The 23727-nt window shown below is 65.0% G+C and carries 20 protein-coding genes; 5 read left to right on the forward strand and 15 right to left on the reverse strand.

Going from position 1 to position 23727, the window contains the following annotated elements:
* Nucleotides 1-6 precede the first annotated feature (6 nt).
* The 4 genes from AAA969_RS04590 to AAA969_RS04605 are packed head-to-tail and all read right to left on the reverse strand — an operon-like array spanning nucleotide 7 to nucleotide 4089.
* Entirely contained in the window at nucleotides 7-927 is a 921-nt protein-coding gene (locus tag AAA969_RS04590; protein WP_338244100.1) for a glycosyltransferase family 2 protein, read from the reverse strand.
* Nucleotides 924-1691 (reverse strand): polysaccharide deacetylase family protein, encoded by a 768-nt coding sequence (locus AAA969_RS04595; RefSeq protein ID WP_338244102.1) that lies wholly within the window; start codon nucleotides 1689-1691, stop codon nucleotides 924-926. The genes AAA969_RS04590 and AAA969_RS04595 overlap by 4 nt, the downstream gene beginning before the upstream one ends.
* Nucleotides 1691-2635, reverse strand: coding sequence for a glycosyltransferase family 2 protein (locus AAA969_RS04600; RefSeq protein WP_338244104.1), 945 nt, complete (start codon nucleotides 2633-2635; stop codon nucleotides 1691-1693). Before AAA969_RS04600 ends, AAA969_RS04595 begins: the two co-directional genes overlap by 1 nt.
* A 2-nt stretch (nucleotides 2636-2637) precedes the next feature.
* Complete coding sequence (locus AAA969_RS04605) at nucleotides 2638-4089, reverse strand: oligosaccharide flippase family protein (protein ID WP_338244106.1); 1452 nt, start codon at nucleotides 4087-4089, stop codon at nucleotides 2638-2640.
* Between the two features lie 133 nt (nucleotides 4090-4222).
* Here AAA969_RS04605 and AAA969_RS04610 point away from each other — a divergent pair, with 133 nt between their 5' ends.
* Nucleotides 4223-5302, forward strand: a complete 1080-nt coding sequence (locus AAA969_RS04610; protein WP_338244108.1) for a GNAT family N-acetyltransferase — start codon at nucleotides 4223-4225, stop codon at nucleotides 5300-5302.
* On the forward strand, nucleotides 5299-6498 hold the full coding sequence (locus tag AAA969_RS04615) for a cellulase family glycosylhydrolase (protein WP_338244110.1): 1200 nt from the start codon (nucleotides 5299-5301) through the stop codon (nucleotides 6496-6498). Before AAA969_RS04610 ends, AAA969_RS04615 begins: the two co-directional genes overlap by 4 nt.
* A 6-nt stretch (nucleotides 6499-6504) precedes the next feature.
* Here AAA969_RS04615 and AAA969_RS04620 read toward each other — a convergent pair whose 3' ends face one another.
* Nucleotides 6505-8058, reverse strand: a complete 1554-nt coding sequence (locus AAA969_RS04620; protein WP_338244112.1) for an exopolysaccharide biosynthesis polyprenyl glycosylphosphotransferase — start codon at nucleotides 8056-8058, stop codon at nucleotides 6505-6507.
* A gap of 214 nt (nucleotides 8059-8272) precedes the next feature.
* Between AAA969_RS04620 and AAA969_RS04625 the strand changes: the two genes are divergently transcribed.
* Both AAA969_RS04625 and AAA969_RS04630 read left to right on the forward strand, forming a co-directional pair.
* Nucleotides 8273-9883, forward strand: coding sequence for a SulP family inorganic anion transporter (locus AAA969_RS04625; protein ID WP_338244114.1), 1611 nt, complete (start codon nucleotides 8273-8275; stop codon nucleotides 9881-9883).
* A 123-nt stretch (nucleotides 9884-10006) separates the two neighbouring features.
* A complete protein-coding gene (locus tag AAA969_RS04630) occupies nucleotides 10007-13195 on the forward strand; it encodes an amidohydrolase family protein (protein ID WP_338244115.1) in 3189 nt (1062 codons plus the stop codon).
* 82 nt (nucleotides 13196-13277) lie between these two features.
* Here AAA969_RS04630 and AAA969_RS04635 read toward each other — a convergent pair whose 3' ends face one another.
* From AAA969_RS04635 to AAA969_RS04665, 7 genes are all read right to left on the reverse strand, one after another.
* Nucleotides 13278-14024, reverse strand: coding sequence for a carbonic anhydrase (locus AAA969_RS04635; protein WP_338244116.1), 747 nt, complete (start codon nucleotides 14022-14024; stop codon nucleotides 13278-13280).
* A 126-nt stretch (nucleotides 14025-14150) separates the two neighbouring features.
* Nucleotides 14151-16379, reverse strand: coding sequence for a TonB-dependent receptor (locus AAA969_RS04640; protein WP_338244117.1), 2229 nt, complete (start codon nucleotides 16377-16379; stop codon nucleotides 14151-14153).
* A gap of 191 nt (nucleotides 16380-16570) precedes the next feature.
* A complete protein-coding gene (locus tag AAA969_RS04645; RefSeq protein ID WP_338244120.1) occupies nucleotides 16571-17218 on the reverse strand; it encodes a glutathione S-transferase in 648 nt (215 codons plus the stop codon).
* Nucleotides 17215-18150: a rhodanese-related sulfurtransferase gene (locus AAA969_RS04650; RefSeq protein WP_338244122.1), complete on the reverse strand. Its 936-nt coding sequence runs from the start codon at nucleotides 18148-18150 to the stop codon at nucleotides 17215-17217. Before AAA969_RS04650 ends, AAA969_RS04645 begins: the two co-directional genes overlap by 4 nt.
* 93 nt (nucleotides 18151-18243) lie before the next feature.
* Nucleotides 18244-19953 carry a sensor histidine kinase gene (locus AAA969_RS04655; protein WP_338244124.1) on the reverse strand — a complete coding sequence of 570 codons (1710 nt, stop codon included), beginning with the start codon at nucleotides 19951-19953 and terminating at the stop codon, nucleotides 18244-18246.
* A gap of 9 nt (nucleotides 19954-19962) precedes the next feature.
* Nucleotides 19963-20346: a hypothetical protein gene (locus AAA969_RS04660; RefSeq protein WP_338244126.1), complete on the reverse strand. Its 384-nt coding sequence runs from the start codon at nucleotides 20344-20346 to the stop codon at nucleotides 19963-19965.
* Nucleotides 20347-20582: 236 nt separating this feature from the next.
* The gene (locus AAA969_RS04665; RefSeq protein ID WP_338244128.1) at nucleotides 20583-21443 is read right to left on the reverse strand and encodes a hypothetical protein; all 861 of its coding nucleotides are present in this window, start codon (nucleotides 21441-21443) and stop codon (nucleotides 20583-20585) included.
* A gap of 93 nt (nucleotides 21444-21536) precedes the next feature.
* Here AAA969_RS04665 and AAA969_RS04670 point away from each other — a divergent pair, with 93 nt between their 5' ends.
* Nucleotides 21537-22196 (forward strand): Fe2+-dependent dioxygenase, encoded by a 660-nt coding sequence (locus tag AAA969_RS04670; protein WP_338244130.1) that lies wholly within the window; start codon nucleotides 21537-21539, stop codon nucleotides 22194-22196.
* Here the strand turns inward: AAA969_RS04670 and AAA969_RS04675 are convergent.
* From AAA969_RS04675 to AAA969_RS04685, 3 genes are all read right to left on the reverse strand, one after another.
* A complete protein-coding gene (locus AAA969_RS04675) occupies nucleotides 22193-22504 on the reverse strand; it encodes a GNAT family N-acetyltransferase (protein ID WP_338244132.1) in 312 nt (103 codons plus the stop codon). The two genes, AAA969_RS04670 and AAA969_RS04675, sit on opposite strands and share 4 nt — an antisense overlap.
* A gap of 15 nt (nucleotides 22505-22519) precedes the next feature.
* Nucleotides 22520-22663, reverse strand: coding sequence for a hypothetical protein (locus AAA969_RS04680; protein WP_338244135.1), 144 nt, complete (start codon nucleotides 22661-22663; stop codon nucleotides 22520-22522).
* A 218-nt stretch (nucleotides 22664-22881) separates the two neighbouring features.
* Nucleotides 22882-23691: a crotonase/enoyl-CoA hydratase family protein gene (locus tag AAA969_RS04685; protein WP_338244137.1), complete on the reverse strand. Its 810-nt coding sequence runs from the start codon at nucleotides 23689-23691 to the stop codon at nucleotides 22882-22884.
* Between the last annotated feature and the right edge of the window lie 36 nt (nucleotides 23692-23727).

Below are 23727 nucleotides of genomic sequence, written 5' to 3' on the forward strand. Positions count from 1 at the left end.
GGGGGCTCAGTCGGCCGGAGCGGCTTCGCCATAGAAGCGCGGCTCGAACGCCTCGACCCAGAACAGTTTGCCGGCGCCTTGAACGGCCCGGTCCAGCCAACTCGCGGCCGAGGCCGAGCGGGTCAGGCTGGTGATCGCAGCCATGGCACCGTAGGCCACCAGCTGGCCCAGGCCGACCGCCATCCAGAACGCAATCCCGACCCAGCGGCGTGGACGGGCATTGGCGGCCGACTGGGTCGCGCCCTGTCCAAAGGCAAAGCTGCGAGCCAGCAGGTAGCGCCAGCTGGTCCGGCGCGCGTCGACGGTCTCCACGGCATGAGCCTTGGCGGACCAGCCGAAGCGGGCGCCCTGACGGGCCAGCTCGGCAAAGAAGAGATCATCCTCACCGCCGCTGACATTCATGCGCGGATCAAACGGGGCCTCTGCCAGCGTGAAGGCGTCACGGTCGACGAGGGAATTGCCGCAGCCATAGGGCGCGTCCAGCCGCTCGTCGCGGTTCGCGCCAGGGCGCGAATACAGGCGCTGTGCCAGTCCGGCCCGCAGGCCGGTCGGGGCATCCAGGGCTTCGCCGCGCAGGGGGCCGAAGACGATGTCGGCGGGCAGGGCCTGTGCCGTTGCAAGCAGGGCTTCCAGCCAGCCAGCCGAGGCAATCTCGTCATCATCGAGGAAAGCGATATAGCGACCCGAGGCCGCCGCCCAACCGGCATTGCGCGCATTGGCGACACCGGCGCGGGGCTCGTGCACATAGACGACCTTGCAGCGCGCCACGGCCTCGGCATTGGCCACGCCCGTGCGGGCGGACCCGGCCGGGTCATTGTCGACGACAATGATTTCATCGGGCTGGCGGCTTTGCGCCATGAGGCTGCCCAGTGCCGCGCGCAGGCCTTCGGGGCGCCGGAATGTCGGCAGGATGATAGAGACGCTCATGCGGCGGTCTCCATTTGCTGCACGGCCTCGCGCATGGTCAGGACCTCGGCACCGCTCTCGGCGATCGCCGCGCAGACGCGTTCGAGCTGTGCAGGCGTGCAGCCCCACTGGGTCGGACAGTCCTGGACATCGTGGGCATAGTAGATGAGCCAGCCGGTATGGCGTGACAGGCTCTCCGCGGCGTCGATGGCGCGCTGGATTCCCGGCTCGCCGCCATCGATCGGGACCGATTTGAGCAGGTTGCGATCCGCCCCGCCGCGATTGATGTCGGCATGGACGCCGCGCAAATTGCTGAAGTGCTCGGACAGTGCCCGCTTGGTCGTTGGCGTTGCCTCGCCATAGGGAAAGGCAAAGCTGTCGAGCTCGGTCTCCAGACCCATGGCTTTCAGGGCGCGCTCATTGCGGGCGATATCAGCGAGGAATGCGGCGCTGCCGACCTGGCTGGCATCGAGATGGCTATAGGTATGACAAGCGATTTCATGGCCCGCCCGGGTAAGACGGTGCAGGTCGCCGCTATCGAACATCGCTCCATGATGGGTCACGCCGCCGGCATAGCCGGCCGAGGCGTAATACGTCCCGCGCCAGCCGTGTTGTTCCAGCAGGGCTGCTCCGATGGTCGCGGCTGATTTCGGGAAATCGTCGAAAGTGATGGTGACAATCGCGCGGTCGGACGGCAGCTGCAGCGGGTGTCGCGCGGCGAAGCGGGCCCAGCGGCGATTGAGACCGGCCAGCAGGCCGGAGGCGGGTGTGTAAGGGGCGTTCATCAGATGACCTCCGCAGTCCAGCTGGCGCGCCAGAGTTTGAGAGCGAGTGTGCGAGCCCGCAGGGGCAGGGTCTCGCTTTTGCAGATCCAGGCCCAAACACCGCGCAGGACCTGCTGACCTGGAACCGACTTCAGTGTCCGGGCCGCGCGGGCACCGGGCAGGGTGGCGAGTTCGGGATGGCGGACGAGCAGGCGTTTGAAATTGCCGGCACCGTCGCGGAATTTCTCCAGCAGGATTTCGGCTGGCTGCAGACCGTCATGGCTGGCCGGATTGTCGATATGCGCAAGCTGGAAGCGCTGTGCCGCGCTGACCGCCCAATCGACATCTTCCCAGCCCCAGCCGGTGAAACCGTCATCATAGGGGCAGGCCCGCATCACCGAGGCGCGAACCAGGATGTTGGACGAGCAGAAGGCCGTGGCACCGATGACCGCGCGGCTGGCAGCATCGTGCTGATCGCTGGCGCGTGACAGGGCGGCGTGTAGCTGCAGCTCGGGATGGTCCGGCCAGGAAGTCTCATAACCGCCGAAGACGGCGTCGGCCGTGTCGTCCTCGATGATCGCCCTGTAGCGATCAAGAAACGCGTCATCGGCCGGGATCATGTCGGCGTCGAGATAGAGCAGCCAGGCGCCACGGGCCTGGTCCGCAAGCAGGTTGCGGCCGGCCGCCCGTCCGCGATTGCGCAGGCTGGTCAGGAGGCGGACCGGTATGTCGAGCGTCTCGAGATGGGCGCAGACGGCGTCGTTCAGCGCCGGATCCGGCTCGCCGTCATCATGAAGGATAATCTCGACATCGCCGGCCCGGCGTTCCAGAGGGGCCAGTGCGTCCAGGAGCGCGCGCGGGTCGTCGCGATAAAAGGGAACCAGGACAGACAGGCTGACCGCGCCCGCTCCACTTGCCGCGCTATTGGCGTGTGCCCGCATCGTGATGTCCGTCATCGCATTCATGCTCAAGCCTCGGCCGGACGGAGGAGAAGGCGCGCATCGCGCAGCCAGGACCGGCAGCCGGCAATATCGAGGCAATAGGCTGAAATCACGTAAACAAAGCCGCCAGTACCGGCCTTGAGCGCGAGATCCAGCCAGGCCGTGCCAAGATCGGGCAGGGCAAACACGGCTGCCGCCATGATCGCGGTGGCGGCACCGGCCTTGATCCAGTCGGTCCAGGGCAGGGGCAGCACGAAATGACGGCGCCCCAGAATGGCGCAGGCGGCGAGGGCGAGGGCATAGGCGATCACGGTCGCCATGGCGGCGCCGGCAATACCGAAGATCGGGATGAGGACGAGGTTGAGGCCGAGGTTGAGCGCCGCCGACGCCGCCATGATGGTGGCCATGACACCGGTCTTTCGGGTCAGGGTGAAGGCCTCGTGGAAATAATAGGTCATCATGCCCTTCATCAGGCCGGACAGGGCGATCCAGGGCAGGATGGCGGCCGCTTGGGCACGCACCGACTCGCCGATGATCAGGGTGGTGAGCGGCGCCGAGACCAGGGCCAGGCCGGCGGCGGCGGGAAAGCAGATCATCCCCATCAGGCCGGCCGCCCGACCGGCCATGGCCTGTGCGGCGGCGGTGCCGTCCTTCTCGAAAGCCTTGATGGTCAGCGGCCAGACGGCGGCGCCGAACCAGATGAAGATGACGTCGAGCAGGCGATCGGCCAATCCGTATCCGGCGGCATACATGCCGACCGCGCCCTGGCCGATGAAGGCGGCGATCAAAAAGCGGTCACCGACCGAAAGCAGGTGCTCGAAGATCAGCGACATCGACAACGGCGCGCCGTAGCGGGCGAAGCTTGCGGCCCGGACCGGCTGGCGTCGGCCACCGGCGGCTCGCTTGAGCATCACGGGCAGGTCGAAGACCAGCATGGCCAGGGCGGCCACACCGGTGCCGACGAAGATTCCAGCGGCGCCGAGGTCGGTGGTCAGGATCACGCCGATGCCGACCAGAAAGCCGACCATGAGATAGCTCGCCTCGAGCGCTGAATAGCGGCCGACATCACCGCTGGCGCGATGCGTTTCCATACCGATCTGCAACAGGGCGCGCAGCAGCAGCGAGACAACGGCGAAGCTCAGGGCGGCCTGCAGTCGGGGTTCCACCGGCAGGATGTGCACGCCCAGCACAAGCAGGGCACCGGCGACGACGGCGATGACCAAATAGAGACCATAGGCCGTGGCGAGGTGGTCGCGCAGGCGGCCGCGCTGCTCAGCGCGTGCGTGAAAGCGCGCAACGGCCGCCTCCAGCCAGGTGAATGTCAGAATGTGGGTGAGCGAAAGTGCAGCAATGGCAATGGCATAGCGCCCATACTCGTCGGCCGGCATGATCCGCGTAAAGACCGCAACTCCGCCGAATCCGACCAGGATTTGCGCCAATTGCACAGGCAGATAGCCCAAGAGATGTCGTCCAAGCATGAAACGCTCCGCTCGCCTGAGAGGGGAAGCTTGCAAGAGCGGTGCCGCGTCGCGGGCGAGGGCAGACCCGTTCACAGCCTGCTAAGGCGTTGCGGCTAATCTGGGATTCCTGACGGGAAAAGAAGTTCGGTCCATGCAGGTCGATATCCGAAAACCAAGCGAGCTGACCGACGCCGAACGGGGTGCCTGGCGCGCCTTTCTGGCCGCGGAGCCGACACTCGCAAGCCCTTGTTTTGCGTTGGAATTCGCCGAGTGTTGCGAAGAGGCGCGCGATGATACGCGGGTCCTGGTCATGCGTCGGCAGGGCGTGATTTCCGGCTTCCTGCCGTTCCAGGCCGGCCGTCTGGGCTTCGCGCGTCCGCTCGCCGGACCGCTCAGCGATGTCCACGGGGTGATTGCGCCGAATCCCCACGAGGCCGACCCGGCGGGCTGGCTGGCGCAGGCCGGCATCGCGGTTTTCGACTTTCACAGCGCGCTCGCAGGACAGCGCGGGTTTGCCTGTGTCGGCGGGGTTCCGGACGGGTCCTGGGTGATCGATACGGCGGACGGGTTTGACGCTTGGCATGCGGCGCGCAAAGCGGTCAATCCCAAAGCCATGCGAAACATCGCGACGCGCCTCAGGCGGCTCGAAGAGGTCGAGGGCGGGTATTCCTTCGTGATGGCGGACTACCGCCCCGAGGTCTTTGCGGCGATGGTCAGGTTGAAGCGGGATCAATACCGCCGGACCGGGGTTTTCGATGTCTTCTCGGTTGGTTGGACGGGCCGTCTGTTGCAGGCGATCCTGAAACGACAGAGCGACCATTTCTCCGGGGTCTGTTCCAGCCTCTGCGTCGGCGACGAGATCGTCGCGGTCCATGTCGGCATGGCGAGCGACCGTCTCTGCCATTACTGGTTCCCGGCCTATGAGGCCGACCACAGCCGCTTGAGCCCTGGCGTGCTTTTGCTGGTGGAGATGGTGCGGACGGCGGCGGCCATGGGACATCTCGGCGTCGAGCTGGGGCCGGGCGATTATGCGTTCAAGAAAGACCTGGCGAGCAGTCAGACGGGACTTGTCAGCGGCCGCTTCACCACGAACAGTCTGCGCGGACGTCTTGTCCGGTCCTCCGAGGGCTTTGCCGAGGCCTGTTCCAAGGCTCCGGTGGGCGCAGTCGGCGTACTGCCGGCCAAAGGACTCCGCAAGCTCGGACGCCTGACCGGCTTCATGGCATTATGACCGGGATTACGCGTCGCCAGGGCCTGACCGCGGCCGCCGCCGCATTCGTCTGGCCGCCCGGCAGCCATGCCCATACGCTCCGCCAATCTCTGTGGGACAACAGCGCGGGAACCCGCCTGCGAGGAATGGTGATCGCCCAGCGTCGGGTCTATCCCACGATCGATGGCCCCGAGTTTCTGGGACCGGGCCCGGTCGGGGCCCCGGTCAGCGAGGCGTCGCTGCAGCGATTGAGCGTGCTGGGAGCCAATCTGGTTGTCCTGTCCGTCCCGGCTCCGGCCAGCGAAGCTCCGCCCTATGCCCCTGATCGCGCGATCGAACAGCATCTGCACCGTCTGGTGCGTCGCTGCGCCCGGCAGGGCCTGTTTGTCGTGATCGGATTTCGCAGCGGTCCGGGCCGCAGCGAGTTCACCTTCCATCGCGATCAGGCGGGCAGCTGGTTTCCGGCCAGTGCCATTGACGAGAGCGTCTGGCGGTCGCGCGAGGCGCAGGATGGCTGGGTCGCGATGTGGCAACGAACTGCGCAGCAATTCCGCATCTATCCCAATCTGGCCGGCTATCTCCTGATGGTCGAACCGAATGCCAATCTGGCAGCGCCGGGTGCCGATGGCGGCGATTTGGATATCTGGGAGGCTGACCGTCTGGCCGAGACGGTTGCCGGGACACCGGCAGACTGGCCGGCGCTGGCTGCGCGGCTTGCCCGGGCGGTCCGGCGTGAGGATACCGTCACGCCGATTCTTGTCAGCCCGGATGGTTATGCCGGTCTCGCCTTTGCCGGTCTGATCGATCGCGGGGCTGCGCCGGGTCAGGTGCTGGCCATTCATGACTATGCGCCGCGGGCCTATACCCATCAGCCGGCCGGCGCCGGGATCGGGTTCAATCCTGACCGGGCTGACTTCGCCCAAGCGACCGGTGGTCCCTGGATGCTGGGCGAGTTCGGCGTGTCGCGCTGGGCGCCAGGCGCTGATCGCTACCTCACCAGCCGGATCGCGGCGGCCGAGGCAGCGGGCGCAGGCTGGTCCGCCTTTCGCTGGGATAGTGGCTGGCGGGTCTATGAGGATGCGGAGAACCGCTTCAATCCGCTCTACGGCGCTGACCCGGAAGCGTCGTCACCCGATCCGGCATCATCGCTGATCGCCCCGCTCGCGCGCGCCTGGTCCGCCAATCGGCTTCGCCCGGCGCCGCTTCTGCGGCGTTAAGCCGGGTCAGCGGATATTGATCTTGTCGCCGAGCAGGGCGGGCAGGGTGCGGAGCATGATCCACAGGTCGAACCAGAAGCCGGCCTTGGCAATATAGGCCACGTCATAGGCGATCCGCTCGCGGGCGGCTTCCGGCGAATGGAGCGGCCCCCGCGAACCATTGATCTGGGCCCAGCCGGTGATGCCCGGCTTGACGCGGTGACGGTGCGCATACTCGGCAACCAGATTGGCGGTTTCGGTGCCGCCCGTGCGCATGCCGATGGCGTGCGGCCGGGGACCGACGAGAGACATGTCGCCGGTCAGCACATTCCACAATTGCGGCAATTCATCGAGGCTGGTCTTGCGCAGGAAGCCGCCAACCCCTGTGACCCGCGGATCATGCAGCTCGACCTGGCGCATGGGCTTCTCGGCGGCCGCGGGATCATGGCGCATGGTACGGAATTTCAGCACCTGGATCGGCCGGCCATTGAAGCCTTCACGGACCTGCCGGAACAGTACCGGGCCGCGACTGTCGAGGCGAACGGCGAGGGCGATCACGGCCATCACCGGCAGGCTGAACACAAACAGGCCGAAGCCCAGAACGAGGTCCTGCAATCGCTTGGCCGCCAGCTGTCCGAACGGCACTTCGCTGCCGCTCATGCGGGCCGCCTGGACACCGACGATTTCGTCGAGCGAGGTCGCTTCCGGGTCAAACCTTTCGAGGTCGAGCAGAAGGCAGACCGTGTGCGGCAGGGCGCGGAGCTTGGTGAGCAGGAGACGCACCCGCGCTTCGGCCTTCGGCGTCACGGTCAGGATGATCCGGTCGACCTCGTGCAGCAGGCTCCATTTCAGCAGGTCATCAGTCGTGCCGAGATAGGGCGCGCCGGCCAGAGCCTGCGGGCTGCGGGCTGCACGGTCGTCAAAAACGCCGACCACATTGATCGTCCCGGATCCGGCATTGGCGGTGATGAGTTTGCTGGCATTGGGTGTCGCGCCGACCAGCACGACGTTGCGGGCGAGACGCCCCGCCCGGGCCCAATGCTGGATGAAACCGGCATAGATCACGTGCAGAAGGGTGACCGCGCCAACGGCGGTGATCGAAAAGGTAGCGACGAGGTGGGCAACGCCCGGTGCCGTCACACCGGCCAGCAAGGTGATCGCGCTGCCGGTCAGGGCTGCGGCAATGAAGGCCCGCAGCATCCGCAACATGGAACTTTCACGCGGCTCGATCCGGTACAGGCCCATCACCATCAACAGGGCCGGGCACAGGGTTGCGAAGGCCAGCAGCGGCAATAGCTCCCCGGCGGCGACTTCGGTGACGGCCCCCCCGGACAGCGCATAGGCGCCAGCCACGGTCAGGGTCAGGATGGCGAAGATGTCGATGGCCTGCCAGACATGACCGAGCGCCTTGCGATCAAGGCGATTGCGCGGAGCTCGGGCATCGGCTTTCAAATGGGCACGGGTCAGGCCGGCCGCGTCCAGGCTGGACGGGCGCAAGGCATCCGAGAAGTCATTCGCCGGACCTGAGGCCTTGCGGGCCTGTTGGTCGGTCGGGCGATCTGGTGCGTTGGAATAATCCACGGCAGTCCCCATCGATTTCGAGGCCATTTGAGCAGGTCAGGCAAAAGATTTCGTTGAGAAGCGTGGTTAGTGAAGCGTTACCGGTCTGCCCGGCGCCGGCCGGAGCGTCGTGAAGAAAAGGGGTGCATTTTTGTGCGCCGCAACATATCACGGGCCGATGAGGGGGCGTGCGCTCGCCTTCTTTTGACCTGCGCAGCTGCCTGATGGACTTCCAATGCTCAAAGCTTCTCTCGCCGCCTTCACGGAACGGCTCTCCGCGACCATTGGTGACCGCGGCGAACTGCCACCGCTGAATGCGAGTCGGATCCGCATTGAAATCCTCGCCGGCCTGACTGTCGCGCTGGCGCTGGTTCCCGAAGCTGTCGCCTTCGCATTTGTTGCCGGTGTGCCACCGCTGGCCGGCCTCTACGCCGCCTTCATTGTCGGTCTGGTCACGGCCGTGCTGGGCGGTCGCCGCGGCATGATCTCCGGGGCGACGGGAGCCCTGGCGGTGGTCATGGTGCATCTCGTCGCCACGCACGGGATCGAATATCTGTTCGCCACTGTGGTGCTGATGGGCATTATCCAGATCACGGCCGGTCTGCTTCGCCTTGGCAAGTTCATCCGGATGGTCCCGCACCCGGTCATGCTGGGCTTCGTGAACGGGCTGGCAATCGTGATTTTCCTCGCCCAGATGGAGCAGTTCAAGACCGTCAATGAAGCCGGCGAGCACGTCTGGATGACCGGCTGGCCGCTGCTGCTGACGCTCGGCCTGGTCGGGCTGACCATGGTGCTGATCTGGGCTGTGCCCAAAGTCACCAAAGCGGTCCCGGCGCCGCTGGTCGCCATTGGCGTGGTCGCGGCCCTGGTCATCGGCTTCGGACTGCCGGTCCCGCGGGTCGGTGATCTGGCCTCGATCGAGGGCGGTCTGCCGACCTTCCATATTCCGATGGTCCCGCTCAGTCTCGAGACTTTCGAGATCATTCTGCCCTACGCCTTCATCCTGGCCGCGATCGGTCTGATCGAAAGCCTTTTGACGCTCAACCTGGTCGGCGAGATCACCGGCCGTCGAGGCGGTGCGTCGCAGGAATGCGTGGCCCAGGGCCTGGCCAATCTCATCACCGGCTTCTTCGGCGGCATGGGTGGCTGTGCGATGATTGGCCAGTCGATGATCAATGTGAAATCCGGCGGCCGTCTGCGCCTTGCCGGCATCGCTGCAGCACTCTTCCTGCTCGCCTTCATTCTGGTCGGGTCGTCGGTGATCGAGCAGATCCCGCTGGCGGCGCTGGTCGGTGTGATGTTCATGGTCGTGATCGGGACATTCGCCTGGCAGAGCCTGCGCATCCTGACCCGGATCCCCAAATCCGACGCCTTCGTGATCATCCTGGTGACCGGTGTCACGGTCTATTCCGACCTCGCCGTAGCGGTGATCGTGGGGGTTATCGTCTCGGCGCTTGTCTATGCCTGGAACGCGGCGTCGCGCATCCATGCCCGCGAAAGTATCGGCGAGGCGGGTGAGCATATCTACAAGCTGGAAGGCCCGCTCTTCTTCGGCTCGACGGCCAGTTTCCAGGAATTGTTCGACATCGAGAATGATCGCGACCTGGTGGTGATCGACTTCGCCGACAGCCGTGTGGTCGACCAGTCGGCCCTGCAGGCGATCGAGGACCTGGCCGTCAAGTACGACCAGGCCGACAAGCGCCTCGAACTGCGCCATCTCAGCCGCGAGTGCCACAAGCTGCTCACGCGGGCCGGTCAGCTGATGGTCGATAGCGATGACGATCCGGCCTATGAGATCGCCGTGGATTACAAGGTCCGGCTGGGCCGCATGGGTGGCGCGCACTAGCGCCCGGCCGGCTGGTCCGGCACCCGGCCCTCCCGATCCCGCACACGTGACAGCCTGACCGGTTTGTGGTCGGAGGGATTGCGTCTTAGTGTCTGCTCCAAGAATCCATTCTTGGGGGAAAACATGACCAGATTTGTTGCCATTTTGGCTGCGTCCACGATGCTGACGGCCGCGCCGGTCTTTGCCTTTCAGGGTGAGGAAAGCGGAGGCTGGGACGTCGCCAACCCGCCGCTCGAAACGCGTGCGATCGACATCAATGTCACTGAGGGCACCTGGATGTCGGTCGATGTCAGCCCGGACGGGCAGACCATCGCCTTCGACCTTCTGGGTGACATCTACACCATCCCGGTCACCGGCGGTGAGGCGACCAATATCGCCTCCGGCCTGCCCTGGGAGATCCAGCCGCGCTTCTCGCCCGATGGCAGCCAGATCGCCTTCACCTCGGATCGCGCCGGTGGCGACAATATCTGGGTGATGGATGTTGACGGTTCGAATGCCCGTCAGCTGACCGAGGAAAGCTTCCGTCTGCTCAACAATGCGACCTGGCACCCGTCCGGTCGCTATATCGCGGCGCGCAAGCATTTCACGACCTCGCGCTCGGCCGGTACCGGCGAGATCTGGCTTTATCACGTGCTGGGCGGCAATGGCGTCCAGCTGGTCGAGCGCCCGAACGAGAATTTCCAGAAGGAACTCGGCGAGCCGATCTTCTCGCCGGACGGTCGCTATCTCTATTACACGCAGAACGTGACCCCGGGTAACACCTTCATCTACGCCCAGGATTCCAACACCGACCTGTTCGACATCCGTCGCTATGACATGGAAACCGGCGAGACCGACACGGCTGTCTCCGGCGCCGGTGGCGCCGTGCGTCCGTCGCCATCGCCGGATGGCCGCTACATGGCCTTTGTGCGTCGCGACCGCATTCGCTCCGGTCTGTGGATCAAGGACCTGACCAGCGGCGAGGAACGCCGCATCGTCGAGACTGTTGACCAGGACATGCAGGAAACCTGGGGCATTACGGGCATGTATCCGAACATGGACTGGATGCCGGACAGTAACTCCATCGTGTACTGGTCCGAGGGGGGCATCCAGCGCGTCGATATCGCCTCGGGCGAGGTCACCAATATCCCGTTCAGCGTCACCGATACGCGCGATGTGATCGATCCGCCGCGCCCCTCTGTCGAGGTCGCTCCGAACGAATTCCAAACCCGCATGCCGCGCTTTGCCACGGCCTCGCCGGATGGCAGCCAGATCGTCTATGAGACGCTCGGCCAGCTCTGGGTGCGCGACGCCAATGGTGGCGAACCGCGCCGCCTGACCCGCGATGACGGCTCGCGCCGCGAGATGATGCCGACCTGGTCGGCCGATGGTCGCACCATCGCCTTTGCCACCTGGGACGACCAGGATCTCGGCTCGATCCGCACCATCTCGGCCCGTGGCGGCCGTGAGCGCGTGCTGACCAGCCAGCCCGGTCATTATCGCAGTCCGCGTTTCTCGCCGGATGGCCAGACGGTGGTCTTCGAGAAGGGCTCCGGCGGTTATCTGACGGCGCCGGAATGGTCCGAGAATGAGGGCGTCTATCGCGTTCCGGCCAATGGCGGCGAGATGGTGCGCGTCACCGACAGCGGATCGGATCCGCATTTTGGCGCGTCCAATGACCGCATCTTTGTCACCCGTGGCGGGGGCGGGGCCAGCCTGGTCTCGATGGATCTCGATGGCGATAATGAGCGCACGCATGTCACCGGTGAACTGGTGACCGGCTATCAGGTCTCACCCGATGGCACCCATGTCGCCTTCCGGCAGAATTATGACGTCTTCGTCCAGCCGCTTCTGCCCGGGCCGCAATCGGTCTCCGGTGGCCGCGGTGGCTCGGCCCTGCCGACGGTCGAGGTATCCGGCAATGGCGGGAGCTATTTCCACTGGAGCGGCTCCGGCGATGCCGTTCACTGGTCGATGGGACCGACCTTCTACACGGCGACCGTGGCGGAGTTCCGTCCGGACCCGACGGGTGAGCGCGAATACACGCCGCCGACCGAAGGCGTGAACCTGTCCATGACCGCGACGGCTGACCGCCCGACCGGCATGGTCGCTCTGACCAATGCGCGCATCATCACCATGGCCGGTGAGGATGGCGGCGTGATCGAGAACGGCACGATCGTCATTGATGGAAATCGCATTGCGGCCATCGGTGCCGATGTGGCGGTGCCAGAAGGAGCCCGGGTCGTTGACCTGGACGGCCGCACCATCACGCCGGGCTTCATCGATGCCCACGCGCACGGACCGCAGGGCACAGGCGATATCATTCCCGAGCAGAACTGGTCGGCGATCGCCCATCTCGCGCTCGGCGTGACCACGATCCATGACCCGTCGAGCCAGGCCAGCCATATCTTCACGGCCGGCGAGTATCAGCGTGCAGGCCGCTATCTCGCACCGCGCATCTATTCGACCGGCGAGATCGTCTACGGCGCCCGCGCCGCGTCGGTCTATGCCCAGATCGACAATTACGAGGACGCGACGGAGCACGTCTTCCGCCTCGCCTCGCAGGGCGCCCACTCGATCAAGAACTACAACCAGCCGCGTCGTGACCAGCGCCAGCAGGTCGTCGCCGCGGCTCATGCCGCGGGTGTCGAAGTGGTCGCCGAGGGCGGATCCAACTACCATATGGACATGGCCATGGTGGCCGACGGCAATACCTCGATCGAACACAATCTGCCGCTCTCCATGATCTATGAAGACGTGCTGCAGATGTATTCCCAGACCGAGGTCGCCTACACGCCGACCATCGTCGTGACTTATGGCGGTCTGGCGGGGGATCCCTACTGGCGTCAGGCAACCGATGTCTGGCTGCATCCGATCCTGTCGCGTCATGCCCCGCCCAGCATTCTACAGGCCGGGTCGGTTCGCCGGACCACGGCGCCGGAAGATGACTTTGTCGATGACGACAATGCCCGCACCGCCCATCTCCTGATGGAGCGCGGCGTGGATGTCTCGATCGGGGCCCATGGTCAGCAGGAAGGTCTCGCCGCCCATTGGGAAATGTGGTCCTTCGTGCGGGGTGGCTGGTCGCCGCTGGAGGCCCTGCAGGCGGCCACGGTCATGCCGGCCCGCCATCTCGGCTTCGACAATGACCTCGGCTCGCTTGAAGTCGGCAAGCTGGCGGACCTCGTGGTCATGACCGCAAACCCGCTCGATGATATCGGCAATACCGACGAGATCGAATACGTTATGCTCAATGGTCGCCTCTACGAGGCCGGAACGATGAACGAGACGGTCACCGGGGATCACCAGCGTCAGCCCTATTTCTGGGAATAGGACCGAGCGCGACGATCGCCGGACAAAAAAGAGGGCGCTCCATCGGGGCGCCCTCAGTCTTTCGGGGGGATTGTGAGTGCGGTCAGCCGGCGGTCTGCAGCAGCACCCGTCGATGGTGCGGCATGACCGGCCGGTTGGAATGGGGGTGACGTTCGGCGAACCAGTCGATCTGGGCCTGGGTCGCCGTGACGGCATGGGCGTAAACCGTCCAGGAGACGATTTCGCTGCAAGGCGGGGTCGTCAGCGAGCCGGCATAGCGAAAGGCGGCCGGGTCGGTCGGGAGGAAGTCGCGCAGGCGCAGGGCGGCGGCCACGCCCCCACTGCCGTGCGGGTCGGGATCAATGGCCCAGATGCCGGACAGGGCCGGCATCGCCGCGCCGACCTCGACCATCACGCCGACAACGGCGAGAGACCCGTCTTCCGCGGCATGCACGAAATGGACTTCCATCGGCGCATTCTGGCCCTCGATCTGGTGCTCGCTTTCGGCATGGAAGTGGAATTGCACGAGCCGGTAATGCCGACCGTCGAGATCAAGGCCGGCCTCGCCGGTCACGGTGACCTGTACCGTATGGCCATTATCGACCACCTCACCGGCAAGGGTGTCGGGCCAGTCCAGGGCCGGACCTGCGGCAAAGGCCGGGATGGCGCCGGTGATGTTGATCGGGGATTGTTGCTGTCCGGTAGCGCAGCTGGCGTCGGCACCGCCATGCTCGCCCCAGTGCGCCGGCCCCTCGTCGCCGGAATAACTCCAGTGCTGAGCCTGGGCCGTCAGCGGGGCCGCGAGCGCGAGCGCCGCGGCGAGGGTGAGGCTATGGAGGGTGCGCGACATCAAGGAAGCTCCGGCCGGTTGGCGACAGGCTTGAGACTGAACGATCCGGTCACCCTGTGCAGCGAATAAAAAAGCCCCGGGCAAACGCCCGGGGCTTCTCAAAACCTTAAGCTTTTCAGCGTCGGGCTAGTTCAGGCTGGCGCGGAAGGAGGCGCCGACAATGCGCGGCTCGTTGACGAAGCCGGTATTGTTGTTGAAGTCGATGCCGCCGACGAGGTTCTCTTCGTCGGTGATGTTGCGGGCAAACAGGGCGACTTCGTAGTTCTGGCCGCCGGACAGCTCGCCGGCATAGCCGACGCGCAGGCCACCCTCGAAATTGCCGTCCGAATAGAACTCTTCCGACTCGTAGAGGAAGAGGTTCGTGCGACCCTGATAGTACCAGTCGGTGTAGGCGAACCACTCGCCGCCATTGCCGGCCGGGATGGCGTAGCGGGCGGTGAAGGACAGGATGTAGTCCGGTGCCTGCGGGAAGGGATTGCCGTCGACTTCATGGAAGCCGTCGAGATCGGCATCCGGATCCAGCACGGTGCACTGGCTGCAGACGCCGACTTCCAGCGCATTGTCCTGCAACTCGGTCTCGTTCCACGAGAAGCCGGCCGTGATGAACAGGTTGTCGGTGACGAAAATCTCGCTGTCGATCTCGAAGCCATAGCCCACACCGCGATCGGCATTGATCAGCTGGACCAGGTTGCCGGCACCGCCAACGGCGGAAAGCTGAAGATCGTCGACTTGGTAGTAGAAGGCCGTGGCGTTGAAGCGGGCGCGGCCGTCCAACGGCTCGGACTTGTAGCCGAGTTCGAAGGAGGTCGAGGTTTCGCTGTCGGCGATCGAGGGCGGGTTGAAGAAGGCGACATCACGGGCCTGGATCGACGGGCCGCGGAAACCGCGAGCGAGGCGTGCAAATACCGCCTGGCGGTCGTCGAGGTCGTAATAGGCCGACAGGTCCCAGCTGAACTGGTCATCGGAGACCGAGACCGGGGTGACCGGGATGGAGGTGACGACACCGACCAGTTCCTTGGCATCATGCGTGAAGCGCAGACCACCCGAGAGCTGGAGGTTGTCATTCACCTGGTGGCTGAGCTGACCGAAGGCCGACCACAGGTTATTGTCGTGACGAACCGTGGTCGACGGCGGGAAGCCGCCATTCGGGCCGACCGTCGTGATGTCGAACTCGCTCTGGAAGTAGTAGGCGCCGACCTGCCAGGTCGTGGCCTGATCGTCGGATGAGGCGAGACGGAATTCCTGGGTGATCTGCTCGAGCGAGTCGATGCCGTCCTGGGTTTCCGACGGGAAGGGGATGATGCCCGGGCCGGTGACGAGGTTGCCGCCGTCGATATCGCCCAGGCTGTAGCCGTCAGCGGTTTCGTAAGCGGTGATCGAGGTCAGGGTCAGACCGCCATCAGTGTAGAGGTTCAGCGCCGCACTGGTGCCCCAGCTGTCATAGGCCTGCGGGTTGTTAAACGTGCTGTCGTAATAGACCTCGTCGCGGACGAAATTGCCGTTCAGGGCATTGCTGCCCGGGGTCAGGATGTTGGCGCGGAAGACGGCCGAGGTGCCGACGAGCGAACGGGCATGGACGTTGAGCAGGGCGTCAAAGGACTCGTTCGGCGTGAACAGCAGCTGGGCGCGGCCCGCCTGCTCCTCATAGCCACCCAGCGCATTGTTCTCGCCGGTGAAGCCATTGTCGATCCAGTCATCGCGGCGCTGGGAAAGCACCGAGAGGCGGGCGCTCAGAACGTCCTCGACCAGAGCGCCGCCAAGTGCGGCTTCCAGGTTGGTCGTGCCGTAGGAGCCGACAGCGAGGCTGACATAGCCGTCAGTGTCCTGGGTCGGGCGGACGCTGTCGAACTTGATCGTGCCGGCCGTGGTATTGCGACCGAACAGCGTGCCCTGCGGGCCGCGGGCGACCTCAACCTGGGCGACGTCGAACAGCGGAAAGGATTTCAGGATGACGTTTTCCATCACCACATTGTCCATGATCACCGAAACCGGCTGCGAGGCGGCCAGGTCGAAATCGGTATTGCCGAGGCCACGAATGTAGAAGCGCGGGGCGACGCGGCCGTTCGAGCTCTCGGCATAGACCGACGGGATACGTGCGGCGAGGGTGAGGATGTCGGCACCGCCCTCGGTCAGCGGGGCCAGGGCCTCACCCGACACGGCCGTGACGGAATTGGCGATATCCTGGAGGTTCTCTTCGCGACGGGTGGTGGTCACGATGATGGTTTCGATCGTCGAGCCGGACGGCGCTTCGCTCTGGGCAACAGCCACCGAGGGGGTGATGGCGAGTGCAGAGAGCGCGAGCGCGCTGACACCGGCGAGCTGAAGCGACTTGCGGGCAGAGGGGGCAAAGGTCATGGGGATTTCTTTCGAGCCAACCAGAACAGGCCGCGCTGGGCGGGATCAGTGTCGCCCCGGGAGGATACGCAGCCTCGATAGGACTCCCGATAGCGGATATTACCGATTTGCGACAGAGAATTGCTGCGGTGCAGCAGAGATCGCGGTCGGGGTGTGGACTCGCTGCATCACCCGGGGCATCACCCGGGGCATCACCCGAGCTCTGTCGGCGCCGTCTCGGCGCTTTCCGGTGCCCAGACCGGGTGTTTTTCCATGATGGCAGCAAAGCGCTGCGAGCCCAGATGGCCGTCGAGCCAGGCGTGAAGCGCCGGCCAGCGCTGGCCGTCAAACCAGTCCCGATCAGTATGGGCGAACTGGCGCACGAAAGGGAAGATGGCGATGTCCGCCAGCCGCACCCGGGCACCCGTCAGGGCCGCATGGGTCGACAGCCGATGATCCAGGTCGAGCAGGAATTCGCAGGCGGCCTCGCGATGCGCGACCGGATCGGCGCCGTCATAGCGGGTCGCATACTTGTAGCGATCAAGATGGGATTTGAAGCCGCTATCACACCGCTCAATCAGGTCCAGCGAGGTGTCCCGATCGTCGAGCCAGTTGTCCGGATCATTGCGGGCGAGCGCCCACAGCATGATGTCGAGGCTTTCCTCAAGGACCTGACCGTCCTGCAGGACAAGAACCGGCACGGTGCCCTTGGGCGAGGCGTCGAGCATGGCCCGGGGCTTGTCGCGCAGCAGGATCTCGCGATGCTCGACCTCGCAGCCACTGCCATGCAGGGCCAGACGCGCCCGCATCGCATAAGGGCAGCGACGAAAGGAGTAGAGAACCGGGTGCGGCTCGCTCATCCGTCGGCCTCGCGCGGCGCTCCGGGCTGACCGAGATGCCACTCACCGCGGGCCCTCGCCAGCTCCTCCTGGCGATGGCGCTCGGCATAGCGCTCGCGCTGCTCTGCAGTCCGGATCTCGACACAGTGCGGGCAGGACGCGCCGGGTACATAGTCGGGTGATCGCAGGTCCTCCGGACCCAGCGGCTCGCGGCAGGCATGACAAAGCGTGTGCGTACCGGCTTCCAGACCGTGCCTGACGGCAACGCGCCGGTCGAACACGAAGCACTCGCCCTGCCAGCGGCTCTCGGCTTCCGGCACGGTCTCGAGATATTTCAGGATGCCGCCCTTGAGGTGGAAGACCTCGTCCACGCCTTCCATGCGGGCGAAGGCGGTGGCCTTCTCGCAGCGGATCCCGCCGGTGCAATACATGGCGATTCGAGCATTCGGGCGGGTTTCACGGAACCGCCGGAACCAGTCCGGGAACTCGCGGAAGGAGACTGTTTCGGGATTGATGGCGCCCTCGAACTGGCCGATTCGGATCTCGTAATCATTGCGCGTATCGATCGTGACCACATCGGGTGCTGTGATCAGCTCATTCCAGTCCTTGGCTTCGACATAGGTGCCGACATCGCCGACAGGGTCGATGTCGGTGATGCCCATGGTGACGATTTCGCGCTTCAGCCGGACCTTCATCCGCAGGAAGGGCTGCTCGTCCGCCGGACTTTCCTTGTGCTCAAGCTCGGCCAGCCCCGGGATGGCCCGAAGCCGGGCGAGGACGGCCTGCACGCCTGCGGCCGGTCCGGCGATCGTGCCATTGATCCCCTCGCGCGCCAGCAGCAGCGTCCCGAACACCGCGTGCTGGTCGCACACAGCCTTGAGATCGGCTTGCAGGGCCGCGTCCGGGACAAGCGGTGCGAATTTGTAGAGGGCGGCAACGAGATAGCGGGACATGGGTAACCGTCAGGCAGGAGGCCGTGCACTGTATCAGGGACGGTGGGGCGCTGTCAGGTCGCGCGGCTGCAGCCTGTCATGCCGGGCCGCAGACTAGCGATCGTTTGACACCGACTGTTCGGCGACAGCCTCGTCGCTGTCATTGGCGACCTGGTCCGCGAGGCTGGCGGGCAGGCGGATCGTGAAGCATGAGCCTTCGCCCGGGGTCGAGCTGACCCCGATATCACCACCATGCAGCTCGACCGCGCGCTGGCACAGGGCAAGGCCGATCCCGGTGCCCTCATAGGCCTCGCTGCCATGCAAACGCTGGAAGACCTCGAAAATCCGGGTGAAATAGGCCTTGTCGATTCCGATCCCGTTATCGGTGACGCTGATGCGGACATAGTCGCCGGCCCGGCTCGCCTGAACGCGCACATGGGGCGCGACATCGCGGCGGTATTTGACCGCGTTGGAGACGAGGTTCTGCAGGGTGCGAACGAGCAGGAAGCGGTCGGCATGGATGGGCGTGTCGAGCGACCACTCCACACGGGCCCCGGCCTCGGCGATGACGGCGCCGAGCAGTTCCTCGATTTCAGCGATGAGGGTCTGGGTGTCGATCCGTTCGATCTTCGCGGTCTGGCGCTCGGCCTTGGTATAGGTCAGCAGGTCCTGGACCAGGCGTTGCGCCCGGTCGGCACCGCGGTTGATCCGTTCCAGCATGTCCCGCGAGCGCTCATCGAGATCGAGTTGGCGCTCGACCCGGATCGAGGAAATCCCCTTCATGGCCCTTAGCGGTGCCTGCAGATCGTGGGAGGCGTGCGAGGCAAATCGCTCAAGCTCGGCATTCTTGGCCGCAATGATTGCGTTCGACTGGCGCAGGGCTTCCGTCTTGCGGGCGACCTCGCGCCGGACTTCGTCGGCGCGCTGGGCGTCCTTGAGCGAGATGGCGCCAATCGTGATCGTGGCGAACAGGGCCGAGAACAGGGCGACCCAGGGCAGGGGGGCGGTCTGCATCAGGAAGGAGCGCCGGGGCAGCAGGGCGGCGCGGATATCGGAGAAGGGGGCCTGAGCGGTCCAACGCACCAGGAAGGGGGCGCTGTTCAGCGCCGAGGGAATATTGGCCTCTTCATTGGCGGCGGCCATTTGCAGCTCAACCGAGCTTGCGAGCACATAGGTTGGGGCGCGGTCGGCAATGGTCGCAACGACCCAGATCGGATCAATGCTTCCCACCGGACTGGCCAGCATGACCTCGAAATCCGAGACGACATAGGCCCAGGCGCCGGGCCGGGTCTCAACCCTCTGGGCGAGCGCGAAGCGGCTGTTGCGGCCATTGTCATCGACGAGGGGCAGGATGATCGGGGCATTGCCGCTGGTCTCGCGCGGCATCAGACCCCGGACCTGTTCGGCCACCTGGTTGGCGATCGTGGCATTGATCGAGACGGTCGCTGAGCCCGGCTCCACAATGCCCATGTCACGCACCACGGGGATGCGCTGCGTGAGTTCGGCGGCGCGGAAAATCTCGATGGCGGCGGCCGGATCGAGCCCGCTCTGGACAGCTTGCTGAAGCTGGCGGAGTTCGACATCGAGGGTGGCCATGGACCGGTCCAGCTCTCCGGTTCGTGCGACGGCGAAGCTGCGGAAGTCACGCTCGATGCTGCGCGTCTGCCCGACCAGGGTCGCAAAGAAGAGCAACATCGACACCATGATGCCGAAGAGAATGATGGCCACCGGCGTCCGATAGGCGTGAAGAAGCCCGGACAGGCTCTCATAGTCACTTGCATCACCGCCAATGCGGGGCTTGGGGCTCGAAGCGCGGTTGGCCAAGCGGGCGCCTTATCCTTCTCGTGTTTCGATGCGGGTGAAGCGGTCCAGCAGCACCGGCACCAGCGGCAGCATCAAGACGGCTGTGGCAATCGAGGCTGCAGCCGTCAGGAGTTTGAGCACGGCTTCGATGTAGTAGAGCGGATACCAGAGCACGACGATATTCATCACGTGATTGATGCCGCAGAACAAAATGAAAATGCCGAACATGATGAACGCCCAGCGAAAGGGCAGGGCCTTTTCGATGCGACGCAGGAAGAAGGTGATGGTGACGGGGATCGAGAAGTAGGCCAATGCGATGGCCAGGTCGGCAATGACATGCATGCCGAGGAGTTCGGGGCGCCAGAGATAACACATGCCGTGCGGCATGAAATTGTTGAGATCGAAATAGCCCATCTACGCGCTCCGCATATGCTTCGGGTGGTCAGGTTTGCATCGATTACCAGTTTAGGGTGAATCCCTTCTTCGTTTCGTGTTCGTTGAGCGAACTAATTTTATTACCCGGCCGGTCGTCAGCGGCCGCCCTGACGCAAGCGGCCTTTCCCACGGGGGTGGGAAAGGCCGTGGCAGTCATCATGGTCCAGCTTTTTGGTTTGGAGGCGTGTCGGCGATCACACCGGGGCCCGGCACTGTCAGCGCAGCGCGTTGGCGCCGGTCCGGACGTCCTCGGCGAGGGCCATCAGGGCCGCACTGTCACCGGTCAGCGTTTCCGGGCGGGTCGCGGTCGGGAAACTCACCTGGATGGCGGCGATGGCCCGTCCGATACGGAGCGCGAGATCGGCATCCCCCTCGGCGACCTGCTCAAGGTGATCGCCGGCATAGCGCCGGGCCGCGCGGCCGAACCCATAGCCGTCCAGATACGGCTCCCGGGCGTCCGGATTGGTCGCCAGAACCTCATATTGCAGGGCCGAGCGAACGATCAGGTCCGCCAGCACCCGGGCGTGGACACCGGCCGGCGAGAGGGTATTGCGTGGTGCAAAGGCCGAGGCGACATCCAGGGCTGCGAGGACGTCGGCGACATGGGTCGCAATGGCTTCGTCGCTCTCACCGCTATAGGGCGCGACCGACGCGTCCGTCATGGTATCACCGAAGAGCGGTGCACCGCGGGCCTCCAGGGCCGGTTCGAAATCAATGTAGATCTCGGAGATCGGGTGCGCGAACATCTCCGCGCCGGCGCTGCGTTCGCCGGCCTGGAAGGCATCGATCCCGGCCAGATAATGCGCCCGCATGACTTCAATCGCGGTCAGGTAGACGACCGGATTGGTCTCGGCCTCGACCGGATCAATGCCGAATTCACCGCCTGAGCCGCCGGCTTCACCACCTTCACCATCGCCTTCGGAAAAGCTCGGTGCGGCGGCCGGCGTCACGCTGGCCTCGCTATGGGTGTCCGGGCTGGCGGGTGCATCGGCCGGCTCGCTGCAGCCGGCGAGGCTGCCGAGCAGGGCCGCCGTCCCGACCGATGTCCAGATGCGTGTGCGACGCGTGATACCCATGGCGCTTCCTTTCCCGGATGGCTTTCGCCTTGATCAATGGCATAAACGCCTATCGGGCTTTCAAGCAAATGACAATTAGTCGCAGGTAGTGCCATGCTTATCCATCTGCAAAATGTCTGTTCGCCGGAGCAGGTCACCACCCTTCGCGCCCTAATCGCAAAAGGCGATTTCGACGATGGCGGCAAGACGGCGGGCCGGGTGGCGCGGTCGGTGAAGTCCAATCAGCAGCTGGAAAGCGGTGCGCGGGTCGACACCGTTCGCAGCGAAGTGCGCAAGGCGCTGATGGCGCATGCGGGCTTTGTCAGCTTCGCCCGTCCCAAGACGCTCTCGCGCATCCTCGTCTCGCGCTATGAGGCCGGCATGGCGTATGGCTCCCATATCGACGATGCGCTGATGGGTGGGCGCCGGGCCGACCTCTCTTTCACCCTCTTTTTGAGTGAACCGGACAGCTATGACGGCGGCGAGCTGGTCATGGAAGGCGCAGACGGCGAAACCGGGATCAAGCTCGCACCGGGCGATGCCGTGGTCTACGCCACCTCGGCCATCCATCGTGTGGCCACCATGACCCGTGGCGAGCGCCTCGTCGTGGTCGGCTGGGTCCGCAGTCTCGTGCGTCGCGCCGACCAGCGGGAAATCCTGTTTGACCTCGACCAGGTCGCCAATGCGCTGTTCGAGCGCGAGGGCAAGACGCGCGAGCTTGACCTGATCCTCAAGAGCCGCGCCAACCTCCTGCGACAGTGGGCCGAGGACTAGCGACTGGCGGGCTTCAGGCCCTCAATGACATCAGCCCAGTCGGGATGACGATCGGCCTGAGCCTTCAGAAAGGGGCAGAGCGGGATGATGGTGAAACCCTTGGCGCGGGCCTCTTCGACGATATTGCGGGCCAGGGCGCTGCCGATGCCCATGCCCTTGAGGCTGTCGGGAACACCCGTGTGATCGACGATGATCCGCGTCGCCGAGAGGCGGGAATAGGTCATTTCTCCCGTCTCCGCCTGGCCTTCGACCCGGGCCACATAGCGACCCTTCGAACCGGTTTCTTCCAGTGTGATCGTAATGGTCATGAAACCTCCCTGGCCTCAGGCGCCGATTGTATCGACTGCCGGCAGGCTCGCTTCCGTCGCGCGGACCGTCAGTGTCTGGCCGGTCAGGCCTTGCTGGACCAGCAGGATCCCGGTTCCGGCGAGGATCATGATGGAAAGAATGAGTCCGACAAAGCGCATATCCGCCTCCGTTGTGTCGGTCACGGATATAGAATGGATCGTTTGGCGCGATTAGCGTTAGGTTTGGAAAAAGAGTGGCGCCGGACACGATCAGATCAATGATGGGATCCGGGCTTCGCGATCAGGTCTCGGCCCGCCTCGGCAGCGTCGGCGCGCCTTGGGTCGAAAGGACAGGCGCTTGGTTCAAGACACGCGCTGCTCAACGGGACGTGATGGTTCTACTGGAAGCGCGGCGGGCGCTTTTCCATCTGTGCCATCACGGCCTCGACCTGGTGCTCACCGCCCATCAGCGCGGCCTGCTCGCGGGACTCGGCCAGCAGGACCTCGGCCGGCGTGGCGCTGCCCGCGAGGGTCAGCAATCGCTTGCTGGCCTGGATCGCGGTCGGGCTCTTGCCGGCAATCGACCCGGCCATGGCGAGTGCGTCCGCCAGCGGGTCGGCACTGACCTGGGTCGCCAGACCCAGGGCGACGGCCTCGTCACCGGTGACATCGCGGCCGGAGTAGGTCAGGGCCCGGATCTGGTCGTCGCGCATCAGTTGCGGCAGCACAACGCAGCCGCCCATGTCGGGCACCAGTCCCCAGCGAATTTCGGCAATGGCGAGGCGGGCCTCGGGTCTGACCAGGCGGATATCGGCACCCAGCGCGATCTGCAGGCCGCCACCCAGGGCACCGCCCTGGATCGCTGCGATCACCGGGACGGCAAGGTCACGCCATTGCAGGCAGGCCTGTTGCGGTTGGTTGGCGATGCCATGGGTGCGGGTTTCCAGCGGTTCCAGGACTTCGCTATCACCGGCCATGGCGGCAAAACTTGCAAAGTCGAGACCGGCACAGAACATCCGCCCGCGTCCGCTAAGCACGACAGCGCGGACATCGGAGCGCTCGGCCAGAAAGCTGCCGGCGGCGAGCAGCCCGTCAAACATCGCCGGATCGATGGCATTGAGCTTTTCCGGGCGGTCGAGCTCGACGTGCGCGACGCCGTTCTCGATCCTGAGGGCTACCCGATCGGCAAACTGTTCCACCTGTGCCATCACCGTCTCCTTCATGTTCAAGGGCAGATATCCCTG

Origin of the sequence: Maricaulis maris (assembly GCF_036322705.1) — a bacterium.
In the GTDB taxonomy this organism is placed as follows: domain Bacteria; phylum Pseudomonadota; class Alphaproteobacteria; order Caulobacterales; family Maricaulaceae; genus Maricaulis; species Maricaulis maris_B.

Coding starts and splice junctions, on each gene's coding strand:
- AAA969_RS04610 (WP_338244108.1), top strand. CDS start 4,223: ATGCAGGTCGATATCCGAAAACCAAGCGAGCTGACCGACGCCGAACGG.
- AAA969_RS04645 (WP_338244120.1), bottom strand. CDS start 17,218: ATGAGCGAGCCGCACCCGGTTCTCTACTCCTTTCGTCGCTGCCCTTAT.
- AAA969_RS04680 (WP_338244135.1), bottom strand. CDS start 22,663: ATGCGCTTTGTCGGACTCATTCTTTCCATCATGATCCTCGCCGGAACC.
- AAA969_RS04630 (WP_338244115.1), top strand. CDS start 10,007: ATGACCAGATTTGTTGCCATTTTGGCTGCGTCCACGATGCTGACGGCC.
- AAA969_RS04595 (WP_338244102.1), bottom strand. CDS start 1,691: ATGAACGCCCCTTACACACCCGCCTCCGGCCTGCTGGCCGGTCTCAAT.
- AAA969_RS04625 (WP_338244114.1), top strand. CDS start 8,273: ATGCTCAAAGCTTCTCTCGCCGCCTTCACGGAACGGCTCTCCGCGACC.
- AAA969_RS04670 (WP_338244130.1), top strand. CDS start 21,537: ATGCTTATCCATCTGCAAAATGTCTGTTCGCCGGAGCAGGTCACCACC.
- AAA969_RS04675 (WP_338244132.1), bottom strand. CDS start 22,504: ATGACCATTACGATCACACTGGAAGAAACCGGTTCGAAGGGTCGCTAT.
- AAA969_RS04635 (WP_338244116.1), bottom strand. CDS start 14,024: ATGTCGCGCACCCTCCATAGCCTCACCCTCGCCGCGGCGCTCGCGCTC.
- AAA969_RS04640 (WP_338244117.1), bottom strand. CDS start 16,379: ATGACCTTTGCCCCCTCTGCCCGCAAGTCGCTTCAGCTCGCCGGTGTC.
- AAA969_RS04605 (WP_338244106.1), bottom strand. CDS start 4,089: ATGCTTGGACGACATCTCTTGGGCTATCTGCCTGTGCAATTGGCGCAA.
- AAA969_RS04590 (WP_338244100.1), bottom strand. CDS start 927: ATGAGCGTCTCTATCATCCTGCCGACATTCCGGCGCCCCGAAGGCCTG.
- AAA969_RS04660 (WP_338244126.1), bottom strand. CDS start 20,346: ATGGGCTATTTCGATCTCAACAATTTCATGCCGCACGGCATGTGTTAT.
- AAA969_RS04600 (WP_338244104.1), bottom strand. CDS start 2,635: ATGAATGCGATGACGGACATCACGATGCGGGCACACGCCAATAGCGCG.
- AAA969_RS04650 (WP_338244122.1), bottom strand. CDS start 18,150: ATGTCCCGCTATCTCGTTGCCGCCCTCTACAAATTCGCACCGCTTGTC.
- AAA969_RS04665 (WP_338244128.1), bottom strand. CDS start 21,443: ATGGGTATCACGCGTCGCACACGCATCTGGACATCGGTCGGGACGGCG.
- AAA969_RS04615 (WP_338244110.1), top strand. CDS start 5,299: ATGACCGGGATTACGCGTCGCCAGGGCCTGACCGCGGCCGCCGCCGCA.
- AAA969_RS04685 (WP_338244137.1), bottom strand. CDS start 23,691: ATGGCACAGGTGGAACAGTTTGCCGATCGGGTAGCCCTCAGGATCGAG.